Origin of the sequence: Acetobacter papayae JCM 25143, assembly GCF_000613285.1 — a bacterium.
GTDB lineage: Bacteria > Pseudomonadota > Alphaproteobacteria > Acetobacterales > Acetobacteraceae > Acetobacter > Acetobacter papayae.
Map to the genome: position 1 here is coordinate 1 of NZ_BAIN01000064.1, position 12,641 is coordinate 12,641.

Genomic DNA, 12,641 nt, shown 5'->3' on the forward strand with positions numbered 1-12,641 from the left:
AGACCCGCTGCCGGTTGCGGCCTGCTCTCCGGCAGTGAGTGCGCTCGGGGGCCAGCAGACGTTCATACGCGCTCATGGCCATGGCCGGGGTGATCTGGCGCAGAGCAAGGCGCAGGTCGATCAACTCTACTGCTGCCATATCGGCAGTAGAGCTGGTGCCCGCCTGCAGAGTGTCCAAGGCAACAAGAGCAGCATCTGTCTGGCCCTGCTGTCTGTCCAACAGGGCACGGGCGAGTGCGAGGCGCTGTCATCAGGCGGGGCATCATGCAGGGTGGCCCGCAGGCTGGTCAGTGTTTCAGGCGCGCCATAACGCGCCACATAGGCCGCCACGCGCGGGGCCAGCCTGTCACGCACGGGTGCCGGATACTGACTGAGCCGCGCATAGGACCGGGCCAGCAGGGTGGCTGTCTGGTCGCTATCGGCTCCGGTCATCATGTCATACAGCGCGCGCCACAGGGCCATGTCCGGGCCGAATCGTATATCCGCATCGGCCAGCAGACCGGCCTCGGCTGGCACGCCCGCCAACAGGGCCACACAGGCACGCAGCACCATGGCCGAATCCCGCGCACTGCCTCCAGCATGGGGCGCAGGCAAGCCAGAGACAGGCTCCCGCCCGGATGCGGCTACTCCCTCGGGCACACCCCCCAGCACGGAAGAAGAGGGCAGGTCACGCAGCAACAGCCAGCTTTGCCGGGCCTCCCCCGCTGCAAAAGCAGCACGGGCGGCGGCTACACGCACAGGCCATGGCACCAGCGCGCCAGCTTGCACGCCCTCGCCCGCCTGCACGCCATGCCTGCTGGCTGTGTGAGTCCCTGTGTCACTCCTTGTGTCACCGCCTGCATGGCTACCTGTGTGCTTGCCCCCTGTATGGCTACCGGGTGGTGGCTGGCATGTGCACCCGCTTTTTTCGCGGCTTTTTTGCCGCCCTGCTGCCTGTTCTGCGTCTTGGCGCTGTCCCTGCCTGCCTCACTGGCCCAGCCACTGGCTTTCAGGGCGGCGCGGGCGGCCTGCCAGCGCTGCATCAGCAAAGGAGCGGGTTCATCACGCAGGCCCAGCCAGTCCCAGTCACGGCCATGGGCCACGCCACCATGCAGCGGGCTAGATGCACCACCCGCCGCCACGCCCTGTGGCACCAAACCAACCGGCAGTGGGTCAGGAGCTATGGATTCCACCACAGGGCCATAGACGGTCGGGCGCAAACTGACACGCGACGAATCCGCCATAACCGCAAGCCCCTGCCATGAAGGCCGCAGGCGGTACCCCACCGCCTCGGCCCCGTGCAGGACAGGCCCGGTCAGCCGCGTGGACAGTGCGACAAACACCGTCCCGCCGGATGCGGGGTCTGGCAGGCGCAGCACGGGGCCAGAGCCCAGCCCCGTAAACAGCACAAAGCCCGGCAGCCTCAACAGGCCCGGCCCGGAACCCAAAGCCGAGCCCGAGTCCAGCGTAGAGGCAGGAACAGGCGCAATGGCAGGCACGGCGGAGTGCTGTGCCTGAGTTGGCACACCCCCCGAAGGCTCCGGCTGACAGGCCCCGCCCAAACACACAAGCCAGCCCGTTCCGTCATGCACGAAGCCCAGCGAAGGCAGAGCCTGCCCCGGCGGCAGGTGTTCCAGAGCCGAGCCCGGCAGCAAGGCCGTTAGCCCCCCCGCGACCGTACCCGGGGCTGCACCGGACATTCCTTCCGTGACAGCGCTCTGCTGCGTGCCCTTTGCTGAGGCCATACCGGGTAGGGCGGCGGCGGGGAATGGCACCCGGATAACCGTAGCGTTTTCAAGCCCGACCACCTGTAGGGCGGCAAACCGGCCTGCCTGCCTTTGTGCTGGCCGCCCCGGCAGGTGCTTCCGCCGGAGCAGCCAGCGGGCGATCCACCACCACAACCAGATCCGCACCGGAGCGAAAAGCCGCAAGCCCGGTTGCCGCATCACCGGGCAGAAAGAGCGCGTGCCCATTATCCCGTATGGAAACGGCCTGCCGAGTCACGGCGGGCAATGCCGCAGGCGCAGTAAAGGGAATGGGGGCCGGGGTTGTGGGCGAGGTTACAGCCGCACCCTGCTCCTGTACTGGCACCACGACAGGCGTAGCCTGCCGGGCGGCCCGCTCTGGCACAGGCCTGTGGACTTCCGGCCCGATCGCGGGGGAATTAGTGGCGGGCTCTTCGGGGGGTGTGCTGGCCGTGCTGTCCGGGGGTTCCTCCGCCTGCGGTACCTCTGCGGCACTGGCCGCCGGGCTACCTTCATCCGCCGGGTAGGAGTGTTGGGTGCCGGTGGCGTCATCCGGCGCTGCTTCGGCAGGGGTTTGAGACTGATACTGAAACCGCGACTGCCCCGGCGACTGAAACAGTCTCCCCGTTGCTTCCTCCTGAAGCTGGCTGTCCGTTGTGGCGGTGCCCGGCTCCTCCGCTGGCTGGCTGGCGGGGGCATTGGAGCCGGTGTGCTGGGCGTCCTGCATGGCGTCTTCGGAAAAAACGACACCGTTTTCATCATCAGCCGTCTCGGCCCGGCCCGGTGGCGCCAGGCAGGCCAGCCAGAGTGCGGGGGCAAGCAGCACAAATCGTCCGGCCACGGGCCACACCGCGCCGTACCGCGCAAAAGACCTGCCCGCCTTTGCCGCCTGCTTGCTCTCGCCGCCTATTTTCACGCTTTTTCGCGCTCCCTTATCCACACGCATCCAGCCCGGCCCCGCCGCTTTCCGCCCCGCTGGCCACCCCTGCCATCGGATTGCCAGAAAGCCCCTTCATATAAAAAAGGTGTCCAAACACGGCGGAGCCCACTACACTCCGCTAACAGACCACGCCCGACAGGCCGGACTGTATTTAGCATCCTGTCGGGTTACGTGAAGGGTGTCCGCCATACGGACTGCTACCGCAAAGGCAGTTCCGGGCTGTTTGCACCCTGCTCCACAGGCCGGATCAGATGATCTGGTGCAGGATAACGGGCAACCACTGCAACAGAAGGGAGACATTGTGTCCAATACGGAAAAACCGCAATCCCTGCCGATATTTGGTGTTATTTTCGACATGGATGGTCTGCTGCTCGACAGCGAGACCCTGGCCATGGATGCACTGGTGGCGGCAGGCCACGAACTGGGCTACGACATGCCCGCCACCTTCTGCCGACGCATGATCGGCGTGCCGGCGGACGGGTGCGAAAAACTCGTGCGCGAAACCTATGGGCATGATTTCCCGCTGCGCCGTTTCTTCGACCTACAGGAAAAACACCTGCGTGATTTTGTCGATAACGGCAAGCTCGTGCTCAAGAGCGGCGTTACACCGCTTATCGCCCTGCTGGACGAGCTACGCCTGCCGCGTGCCATCGCCACATCATCCAGCCGCATGCGCGCACACCATCACCTGAAACTTGTTGGCCTTGACAAGCATTTTCCGGTTATTGTCACGCGCGATGATGTGGATAACGGCAAACCCCACCCCGAACCCTACCTAAAGGCCGCACACCTGATCGGCATTGAGCCGCGCTTCTGTCTGGCGCTGGAAGATTCGCATTCAGGCGCACGGGCGGCTGTGGCGGCAGGCATGCGCGTCATTATCGTGCCCGACCTGCTCGAACCCACCGAAGACGTAAAGGAAAACGCACTGGCCATTGTCAACGAACTGACAGCCGTGCAACCCTATATCCGTCTGGCGGCGGGTATGCCCATCGCCTAAGCCACTTCCTTTCCGGTGTGCCGCATGTGGCATACCGCCTTTGCCCGTATGGAGCATGAATCAGGTATGATTTTCCTGCACTCCGGTTTCAGAACCGCCAGCACATGGGTGTGGTCGCAGTTCCGGGCCAATACGGGCACACTGAGTTATTATGAAGTGTTCAACGAAAGGCTGGCGGGGCTGACGCTCCAGACAGCGCTGGCACTCAACGGGCGTATCTGGCATTCGAAACATCCGCCTGTAAAAAACTATTTTGAGGAATTTGTTCCCCTTATCCAGAATGGACAGGGCATTTTTCTCTATCAGAAAAACATGGCCTCGAACTGGTTTATTCCGCAAGGCGGCATGGGCGGCACGCTCAGGCAGGAAGAATTCCTCTACTGCCAGCTTCTTGTGAAATATGCCGAGCAGACAGGCAAGGTTCCTGTCCTGTCGGCCACGCGCAGTCTGGGCCGCATACCCGCCCTCAGCCGCGCGCTGCCGGGCACGCATGTGCTGATCTACCGCAACCTGTTCAAACAATGGTGCTCGTTTACCGAACAGGGTGAGATCGGCAATACGTATTTTCTCAAAACCATCGTCGGGCAGTTACAGGCTGAAAGCGCGCCTGAGGAATTTGCCGCCATTCTTGCGGAGTTCCCTCCGGCTCTGGCCAGCCCGCGTGATGAAAACCTGTTTGTGTGCTTTGCGCTGCTGCATCTCTACCTGTACAGCCGCGCACGCCCGGCCTGCGATCTGGTGATGGATATTGCCGCCATGGCAGCCGACCCGGCCTGCACCACTGCTCTGGAACAGCAGTTTCTGGCCCGACACGGGGTAAGCGTGGATCTTTCAGGGGCGACAGATGGCATGATGTTCTGCCAGATCGACCCGGCTGCCCATGATCGGCTGCACAGGCTGATTGACGAACGCGGGCGCGCACTGCTCAACAGTGCTGAAACCGCGCAAGGCCGCGCCTTTGGTCTTGAGGTGCTGGAAACATTTCTGACAACCTACGCGGCCTATACGCGCGAGGCCCTCACCACCGCCTGAAAGCGGGCTTTCCCAACAGGCGGGCCATTCCCGTGTGGCTCAGCTCTGGCGGGCCAGTTCCGCCATAACGGCGGTGGCGGGTGCATTTTCAAACCTGTCCAGCAGGTCGGCAATGGCGGCAACCTGACTTTCATGCGCAGGCAGGGCAGGCCCGGCCATATCCTCACGCGCAAGGATAGCCGCAACAAGTCTGTGATGGTCTCCCCGCCAGGTCGCGCACAGACGCAGCAGCGTTTCAGACCGGGGATCAGCCGGGACAAAGCGCAGCGCCCCGCGCTCATGCAGGATAAACCAGCGTATCCAGCTTGCAACCAGCAGATGGGCACCCGGCACTGCCACGCCCGCCTCAAGGTTTGAACGCATAGCACGCAGCACCCGCGCCACCAGCTTGGCCGAACCGTTACGCCCGACCCGCTCAACCCTGTGTGCAATGGACGGATTGCGAAAACGCCCCATCAGTTCAACAGCGTATTCATCCAGCTCTGTTTCGTCCAGCGCCACATCCGCCACCTGCTCCAGACGCATGAAGCGCGCGGCCAGTGCCCCCACCGCCGGGTCGGATGCGGCTGCGGCAACGGTATCCAGCCCCGCCAACGCCCCGGCATAGGCCAGCAGCATATGCGTGCCATTGAGCATCTGTAACTTGGCGCGCTCGAACACCCCGACATCAGGCACAAAGCGGGTGCCCGCATGGGCCTCCCACCGGGGGCGCTCTCCGTCAAAACGGCCAATGATCCACTGAAACCACGGCTCGGCTGAAACCGGCGCTACATCCGACAGGCCACCCAGCAGCCTGCGGGCGTCATCCCGGTCGGTTGCCGTGGGGGTGGGCACGATCCGGTCCACCATGCTGTCAGGAAACTGCACATGCGCGCCAATCCACTCCGCCAGTGCGTCGTTCCCGCGCAAGGAAGCAAAGTCCATCACGGCCTGCCGCAATGTCTGCCCATTTTCACTCAAATTATCGCAGCACAGGATAACGGGAGGCACCCCGCCGCGCTTGCGCACAAGGGCAAGCCCACGGGCCAGAATACCCAGCGCCGTGCGCGGCCTTGCGGCTGCGAGGTCGGCACGGATAGCCTCAGCCCGTGCATCAAGCCGCCCCTGTGCTGTCAGATAATAGCCGCTGGCGGTCACAGTCAGGGTTACGATACGGGTCTGGGGGTCGGCAATCCGCTCGGCCAGCCCGGCATCCTTGGCGCGGGCAAAAACGGTATCGGTAATCGATGCCATGATAGTGGCCGCTGTTTTGCGCGGCCCGCGTGTCAGCAAGGCATAAAGATTATCCTGCCTACCAGCGCCTGCGCCAGATCGGGCTTGCGCATGGTGGCTGAGACAATGCCCCATCCCAGCCCTTCTTTTCCCATGGCGCCAATGGCTGCCTGTGTTGCGGCAACCTGATGCGCCCGGTGAAAATTACCGCAGCCCAGATGCACAATACCGGGCCTGAGTTGCGCAGGGTCGAACTCCGGCAGGGAAACCGTGTCCTGAACGCGTGAAAGTGTCTGGCGGCAAAGCTGCATGGCGGTCTGCCTCCTTTTTGTTATGCCGTGCGGGTAAGCACCCCAAAGCCGGGCACAGCAGTCCCGGACAGCGCACGATGTGGATATGGCACAGATAAGGGTTCATGGAACAAAGAAGTCCATGGCCAATTCACGCCGTATCACCGTTAATTCATCAAAATCGTGAATGAATAGACTACTCAAGTCAAGGAAAAAATTCACCGCCAACATGAAAGGAAATCACATATACCTGCTGCGATAGTCCTGACATTATCATTCATGCCACTTTTTTTTATTTTATTTTTATTTAATTGGAACGGATATTAAAGAAAAAAATCAGCCGTATAAATATTAACCGCACCCTCTATACCAGAACAAATGAGCCAAAGCGCTCCTGCCTGTTCAGCAGACATGCAGGGCATTGATTGCCTTCAGTCTGGACAGGTCGCGCAATGCGGGCTCGGGCCTGCCAAACAGGTAGCCCTGCGCATGGGTGCAGCCATCGGCCTGAATACGCTGGCGCTGCTGGGGCGTTTCTACCCCTTCGGCCACGGTTGCGACCCGTAGCGTCACGCCAAGCTGCGCCAGAGCGCGCACAATGGCGGCGCAATCTGAGCGCCTGTCACCATCCTGCACGAAGGAGCCATCAATCTTGATCCGGTCGAACGGAAAGGCCCGCAGATGCGCCAGAGATGAAAACCCCGTGCCAAAATCATCCAGACTGATGCCCACACCCATATCGCGCAGGGCCTGAAGGTCGCGCAGGGCCTCGTTACCACCCGACATCAGGGCGGTTTCGGTTATCTCGACACTCAGCCGTGCGGCGGGCAAGCCGCTGGCAGCCAGCGCCATGCTACCGCACCGGGCAGGCGCCCCTGCCCGACACTGGCCGCCGAAATATTGACCGCAACACTCGCCTCATCCGCCCAGATGGCGGCATCCCGGCAGGCGGCATGCAGCACGAAGGAGTCCAGATCGTAAACAAGCCCTGCTTCTTCCGCCACCGGAATAAAATCCTTGGGCGGAATCCACCCACGCGAAGAATCGTACCAGCGCATCAGCGCCTCACGCGAGACCACCTGACCGGATGTAAGGTCCACAATCGGCTGATAAAACACGAACATATCGCGCGAATGGACAAAGGCATCACGTAACATGCGTTCAAGCCGTGCGCGCATGAGCACGCTATCTTCCATCTGGGGCAGGAAAACCCGCGCCGTATTCTTGCCGCCCGCCTTGGCGGCATAGAGCGCCATATCCGCGCGCGACAGCAGCAGACTGGACTGCGTGCCATGCTCGGGCGAAAAGGCGATACCAACCGAAGCGCCCATCTGGTGCTGGTGCCCCGTTGGCAGCACAAAAGGATATTCAAACGCATCAATAATGCGCCCGGCCAGCCCCCCCACCTGCTCTACCGTAGCGTTCTGCACGATCACGGCAAATTCATCACCACCCAGCCGGGCCAGAAATACCCCCGCCTTGCGGCAGATCGTGCCCAGCACCTCCGCTACATGCGTGAGCATCAGGTCACCCGTGGCATGGCCATATGTGTCATTGACCATCTTGAAACCATCAAGATCGACAAACATCATGGCGCATTCATCGGCTTTATCATCGATATTCATATCGGACAGAACGGTTTCCAGCCGTTCCATGAAAGCCGCGCGGTTATGCAGGCCGGTCAGCATATCGTAATTGGCCAGCCGGAAGACATGCTCCTCCGCCCGCACCTGCGCCGTTACCAGCGACCATGTGAGCATGGGGCCGTAATCGACTCCATTGGGGCCGAACACGCGCGATACCGACAGATCAAGAATTTCAGGCCCGAGGTGAATACGCGCCTGATGGTGCGGCATGGCAGCATCCAGCAGCAAGGCGCGCTGCTGCTCGGGGTTTTTATGAAAGATATCGACATTAACACCCAGCAGGCTATCAACCTCCACAGGCAGCAGGTCGCTTATTTTTTCAAGAATTTTGCGAGATGTCTGATTATAATAGGAAATACAAAGGGTTTTGGGGTCCAGTAGCATGACGCCCACAGGAATCTGATCCAGCATACGCAAAAGCTGCGTGTGCGACATATCAACAGCCTGCACCGCTTCTTCCTGTTCCGACTGACCGGGAAAAGAGCACCCCTGCTGTTGTGAGGCCAGAGACTCTGCTTTCATACGCCTTGATGCCTTAAACCGTTCACGTTCCGGTTTCGCAACCGTAACAGAAACGGTGTGGCACCGGCTAGGTAATGTTACTGCACTTTATTACACGCATGAACCCGCTTTCATACGTTTTTCATGAAACTCCTGTCATATCCGCTGGAACGAGCACGCCAGACCGCCCGTACAGCCCCTTCAGACACGGTGCGGCGCAAGCACGATAACCGCCGCACCCGCCACGCATAGGGCGGCCCCTGCCATATCCCACCGGTCAGGCCGCACCCCTTCCACCAACCACATCCACAGGCAGGAAACCGCCACGTAAATGCCGCCATAGGCAGCAAAGGCCCGGCCTGCGGCATCCACCTGCACCAGTGTCAGCAGGCTGGCAAAGGCCACAAGCGACAGCCCGCCCGGCACCAGCCATAGCGGCGTGCGCCCCAGACGTAGCCACGCCCAGAAGCTGAAACAGCCGGCAATTTCACAAAATGCCGCAACAACGTAAATCAGAACCATGCTCATGGGCTGGCACTATAGCCCCTCCACCAACCCACAGAACAAGCAAAATCCTGCCAAGCGCCCATCAGCCCACAGTATTGAGAAACGCCATGTTCTGCGCCCGCAGGGCGTCGAGGTCTGGCCCGGTCGGGTAAAACCCGCTGGCCAGTGTGAGCTGCGGCCAGACAATACCATGCGCCTCCATGATCCGGCTTTTCAGCCAGCCCCATGTCGCGCGCTGGACCGTGCCCCATGTCAGCAGGTCGAGCGTGTCAGTATCCGCAAGGCCGGTATAGCTCCAGCCCAGCAGGCAATGCCCCCCGGCACTCCTCGGCGTGGTATCGCCATAAGCGCCGTTGTCCGGCTCCAGCACGCACGCACCGTTGGTGGCCTCGATCTGGTTCATGTCGCTTTGCGCAAGCTGCACGCCCAGATAGACAGCCCCCATACCGGCCATGACAAGGGCCAGTGCGTTGCGATCCTGCGGATCAGCGCTCCCCCAGAGCGGGAAGTAATCGCCGCTTTCAAGCTGCACGCCAATACGCGCGGCATAGGCCAGCACATCCGCCTCCACACCGCCCTGATCCGTTGCGGGCTGGCCGGGCCTGTAACCTGTGCTTTCAGCATAGAAGCGGATGGCATCATCCGTATCTGCCTGCACCTGCCAGCCACCAAGGGCCGCCACGGCGCGCATGTGGTTAAGCAGCCCGGCCGCCGTGCAGTCGCCCAGAGTGTCATTGCCGAGCATCAGCGCGCCGGGATCGACATGGGATCGATCCAGCACCGTAGGCGCAGGGCGGGCCATCATGCGCAGGCCTTCCAGCCGGGGCTGGCGCGGCAGAACCTTCGCGGGCAGACAGCCGAGCGCGCGCCCGGTCATAGGGACCATGCCCGGACAAACACGGAGCCAGCCCACAGGCCGAGCGCAATGGCTCCGGCCGTAGAGAATCCACTCACCGCTCGCATTAGCGGATGCCCAGAATTGCGAGCGCGCCCGCCTCGGTCATGCCCGTGGCGGGCACGGGCGCGCCAATACGCACCATGGCGCGCGTAACCCGGCCACCTGCCGGTGCACGACTGTCCGACACACCCAGCAGAGCCTTGAACACGCTGATCAGTGTTGCCAGCGCCTTGTAGGCGGTATCGGCATTGGCCTGCACGGATGATGAAAGCACCGAACCAGAACCGGCAAGAGCACGTTCGATTGTGCCAGACAGCGTATCCAGATCAGACAGGATACTATCCACACGGGTTTTCCAGTCCGCATTGTCATAGCTGATGCTCAGGGTAGACCCCGCCGCGTTGGAAAAAGCCGTCAGTGCGCCCGACAGCGCCGTTTCCGCCGCCGTAATAGCCAGCGCATACGGGGCCAACACCGGAAAGCCGGACAGAAAACTGGTAACAGCCGCAGCGGCATTCAGCCCGGCCTGACCGTAGTTTTTCACCTTCGCTACATCCAGCGTAAGAATGGTGACCCCGTTGGTGGTGGTAACGGTGCAGCCACTCAACGTGGCCACGGCGGCAAAACCCGCAGCCGACAGGAGCGCACTGCCCAGAAAGCGGCGGCGGCCTTCACTTGAGGTCTCAAGCGCCGCGAGTTTGTCCCGTTCAGTTATGGATGGGAAAATTGCTGTAAAGCTAGTCATTTTACTCATTTCCCTTCCTCCTTTCCCGGGGCGGAAGCCGGAGCAGCGCTGGCCAGCTGGTCCGCCGCCATGGCCTGCCCACCCCGCAGGGCAGCGGCGGCATTGGCCGCATATTTCCAGTTCAGGGCCAAAAAGTTCAGGCCGCGATACAGCAGCCAGAGCTTGCCTGTCTGGCTGGCGGGCAGCGGGATCTGCGTTGCGGCAAGACCCGCCCCGGCAAATACGGCGCAGGCAATGCCCGCCCACCCGGCATAAGGCTGTGGCAGCGCCAGCAGAAGTGCCAGAGGAGAAAGCCCGCTGACTACGGCAGAGGTTGTCTGCACGGCCGCCGTAGGGGCAACCGTGGGAGATGGCGTATCAGCCATGCTTGTTTCCTTTGAAAGCAGGCGCCACGCAAACTGGCGCACAAGGGTAAGGCGTGCGGGGCCGGGCGGCCTCACGCATCAATGGCCTGCTGGAACAGGACGACATTCCGGGTGGCGTTGGCCGCACCCAGTGGCGTGTTGTAGTGCTGTTTGTGATATGCGCTCAGCCCTGCGGCATCAGAGGCATCGGGCAAAGAAGGCGGTGCGCGCAGGTATTTCACCCGCGCCATGGCGCAAGCATAGCGTAGGTTTGACACCATTGCCCCCGCACCCGGCGGGCTGCTCAGGCCGCATACCTTTAAAAGGCTTGCAGCGGTGGCGTTCTGGTAGCGCAGCCATGTCTGCCAGCAGTCATCATGCGTGGCGGGCTCCATCTGGAACAGGCCAAGGGCAGGCCCGCGTAACTGCACCAAATAGGCCAGCCCGCTTTCCACCAGTGCGGTGCCTGTCAGCAGATTGACCGCGCCCTCACCCGGCCCGAGTGCGGATACAACCGGGCGCACAATCAGGGCCTTGAACTGAGCAAGATCAAGGCCGGACATCCCCAGCCCCTCCCTGCGCCACATCCCAAGGCTCACGCAGGTGCAGCCAGCGCACCCAGATGGTGCTGGCCACCTCCTGATCGGAAAGCAGCGTGGATCCCACAGCAGCCCCCACCGTGCACAGAAGCCCAATGACCACGGCCAGTTTTCGCCACCGCCGCAGGCTGTCCTCAGCCAGTTCATTCTGACGTTTCTGCGCGCCGGTCTGTTCGGCGAGCTGCTGGGTCAGGGCCGTGAGGGTATTGCGGGTGTCCGCCGCCTCGGACGCGCGGTTACGCTCACGCTCCTGCCCCTGCGCCTCTATGGAAATCAGCCGCTCCATCAGCGCATTCTGGCCGGATTTGAGCGTGTCCACGTCATCTTCCAGCCCATCCAGACGGCGGGCGTGGCTGTCCACAATCACACGCAGGTCATCGTCAGCCGCGCAGCCACCTGCGCACTGTGTTTCGCTCATTATTTCATCCGGGCATAAAAAAACCGCCTCAGGGGCGGTGTTCAGGGAGTTTGTTGCGCAAGGAAGGGTTCTCAGGTCGCAGGCTCGGTCGGCAGTGCCGTGCTGGTCGTATCCGTACCATTGGCAATGGCCATCAGCGCCTTGAGGTACGCCACCCACGCATCGGGTGTGGCCTCGTTCAGAATACCGTAGTTATTGTAAACATAAGTCCGCGCGGCAGCGAGAGCCGTCGTTGCCTGTGCTGCCAGCGTGGCCGTGGCCGCTGGTACGGCGCTGGCGGGCGCGGCGGTCCACATCCGCCAGCAGCAGTTCCAGCCGCGTGGCCAGACAGCGCGCTGGCGCGCTACGCCCCTGCAAAAACGCCACCAGCTCCGCCACTGATGGAAAAAACCGGAACAGCCGCAGCGCATCGCGCTCCACGGCTCCTTCCCACACCAGAGCGGGCAACGGAGCACAGGCCACCCACAGGGCTGCGCACCGCACATCCAGCGCCGCGCCGGGCAGAGGATTGGCCACCCCCGCATTGACGATTTCCGCAAGGTCTCGCAGGCGGGTTCGCAGCGCGGCCTCCGGCATGGGGTTCAGGCGTGCTCCAGCCGGGCCAGCAAGGCGCGGGCTTCGGGCACAATCTGTTCGGGCGGGGCAAACCCGCTGGGGCGAAAACAGGCCAGTTCACGCGCTAGCTCCGCCCCCGGCCCGCAGTCCTGCCCCCCAACACAAACAGGATGCAGAAAAGGCTCCGTCATACCCCGGCCCCCGCTACACGCCGGAGCAGCCGCTCGGCC

17 protein-coding genes are annotated in these 12,641 nt (G+C 62.3%); 2 read left to right on the top strand and 15 right to left on the bottom strand.

The features are described from left to right. Window positions 1-126: 126 nt before the first annotated feature. Window positions 127-768 carry a hypothetical protein gene (locus JCM25143_RS12220; protein WP_148300131.1) on the bottom strand — a complete coding sequence of 214 codons (642 nt, stop codon included), beginning with the start codon at window positions 766-768 and terminating at the stop codon, window positions 127-129. Then, the gene (locus tag JCM25143_RS12225) at window positions 729-1,910 is read right to left on the bottom strand and encodes a hypothetical protein (RefSeq protein WP_234395220.1); all 1,182 of its coding nucleotides are present in this window, start codon (window positions 1,908-1,910) and stop codon (window positions 729-731) included. The genes JCM25143_RS12220 and JCM25143_RS12225 overlap by 40 nt, the downstream gene beginning before the upstream one ends. Before the next feature lie 977 nt (window positions 1,911-2,887). On the opposite strand from JCM25143_RS12225, the gene JCM25143_RS12240 reads away from it, so the two are divergent. Then, on the top strand, window positions 2,888-3,664 hold the full coding sequence (locus JCM25143_RS12240) for an HAD family hydrolase (protein WP_025861396.1): 777 nt from the start codon (window positions 2,888-2,890) through the stop codon (window positions 3,662-3,664). A gap of 24 nt (window positions 3,665-3,688) precedes the next feature. Further along, window positions 3,689-4,696: a hypothetical protein gene (locus tag JCM25143_RS12245; protein WP_025861398.1), complete on the top strand. Its 1,008-nt coding sequence runs from the start codon at window positions 3,689-3,691 to the stop codon at window positions 4,694-4,696. 39 nt (window positions 4,697-4,735) lie between these two features. On the opposite strand, the gene JCM25143_RS24180 is transcribed toward JCM25143_RS12245, so the two are convergent. From JCM25143_RS24180 to JCM25143_RS22425, 13 genes are all read right to left on the bottom strand, one after another. Beyond that, a complete protein-coding gene (locus tag JCM25143_RS24180) occupies window positions 4,736-5,929 on the bottom strand; it encodes a mannitol dehydrogenase family protein (RefSeq protein WP_267879958.1) in 1,194 nt (397 codons plus the stop codon). 32 nt (window positions 5,930-5,961) lie between these two features. Then, on the bottom strand, window positions 5,962-6,219 hold the full coding sequence (locus JCM25143_RS24845) for a hypothetical protein (protein ID WP_267879959.1): 258 nt from the start codon (window positions 6,217-6,219) through the stop codon (window positions 5,962-5,964). A 381-nt stretch (window positions 6,220-6,600) separates the two neighbouring features. After that, window positions 6,601-7,050 (bottom strand): EAL domain-containing protein, encoded by a 450-nt coding sequence (locus tag JCM25143_RS20995; RefSeq protein WP_051543308.1) that lies wholly within the window; start codon window positions 7,048-7,050, stop codon window positions 6,601-6,603. Continuing rightward, on the bottom strand, window positions 7,011-8,366 hold the full coding sequence (locus tag JCM25143_RS19290) for a sensor domain-containing protein (protein ID WP_051543310.1): 1,356 nt from the start codon (window positions 8,364-8,366) through the stop codon (window positions 7,011-7,013). The genes JCM25143_RS20995 and JCM25143_RS19290 overlap by 40 nt, the downstream gene beginning before the upstream one ends. Before the next feature lie 180 nt (window positions 8,367-8,546). Then, window positions 8,547-8,873 carry a YnfA family protein gene (locus JCM25143_RS12265; protein WP_025861399.1) on the bottom strand — a complete coding sequence of 109 codons (327 nt, stop codon included), beginning with the start codon at window positions 8,871-8,873 and terminating at the stop codon, window positions 8,547-8,549. Between the two features lie 61 nt (window positions 8,874-8,934). Continuing rightward, window positions 8,935-9,729 carry a hypothetical protein gene (locus JCM25143_RS12270; RefSeq protein ID WP_025861400.1) on the bottom strand — a complete coding sequence of 265 codons (795 nt, stop codon included), beginning with the start codon at window positions 9,727-9,729 and terminating at the stop codon, window positions 8,935-8,937. Window positions 9,730-9,814: 85 nt separating this feature from the next. Then, the gene (locus tag JCM25143_RS12275) at window positions 9,815-10,504 is read right to left on the bottom strand and encodes a hypothetical protein (RefSeq protein WP_051543313.1); all 690 of its coding nucleotides are present in this window, start codon (window positions 10,502-10,504) and stop codon (window positions 9,815-9,817) included. After that, on the bottom strand, window positions 10,501-10,860 hold the full coding sequence (locus tag JCM25143_RS12280) for a hypothetical protein (RefSeq protein WP_025861402.1): 360 nt from the start codon (window positions 10,858-10,860) through the stop codon (window positions 10,501-10,503). Before JCM25143_RS12280 ends, JCM25143_RS12275 begins: the two co-directional genes overlap by 4 nt. A gap of 71 nt (window positions 10,861-10,931) precedes the next feature. Next, window positions 10,932-11,402: a hypothetical protein gene (locus tag JCM25143_RS12285; protein ID WP_025861403.1), complete on the bottom strand. Its 471-nt coding sequence runs from the start codon at window positions 11,400-11,402 to the stop codon at window positions 10,932-10,934. Next, a complete protein-coding gene (locus tag JCM25143_RS12290; protein WP_025861404.1) occupies window positions 11,389-11,856 on the bottom strand; it encodes a hypothetical protein in 468 nt (155 codons plus the stop codon). Before JCM25143_RS12290 ends, JCM25143_RS12285 begins: the two co-directional genes overlap by 14 nt. Before the next feature lie 71 nt (window positions 11,857-11,927). Next, window positions 11,928-12,152: a hypothetical protein gene (locus tag JCM25143_RS22125; protein ID WP_148300132.1), complete on the bottom strand. Its 225-nt coding sequence runs from the start codon at window positions 12,150-12,152 to the stop codon at window positions 11,928-11,930. Then, entirely contained in the window at window positions 12,049-12,432 is a 384-nt protein-coding gene (locus tag JCM25143_RS12295) for a hypothetical protein (RefSeq protein ID WP_025861405.1), read from the bottom strand. The genes JCM25143_RS22125 and JCM25143_RS12295 overlap by 104 nt, the downstream gene beginning before the upstream one ends. Window positions 12,433-12,437: 5 nt before the next feature. Further along, on the bottom strand, window positions 12,438-12,641 hold a 204-nt coding region (locus JCM25143_RS22425), incomplete at its 5' end, for a hypothetical protein (protein ID WP_234395221.1).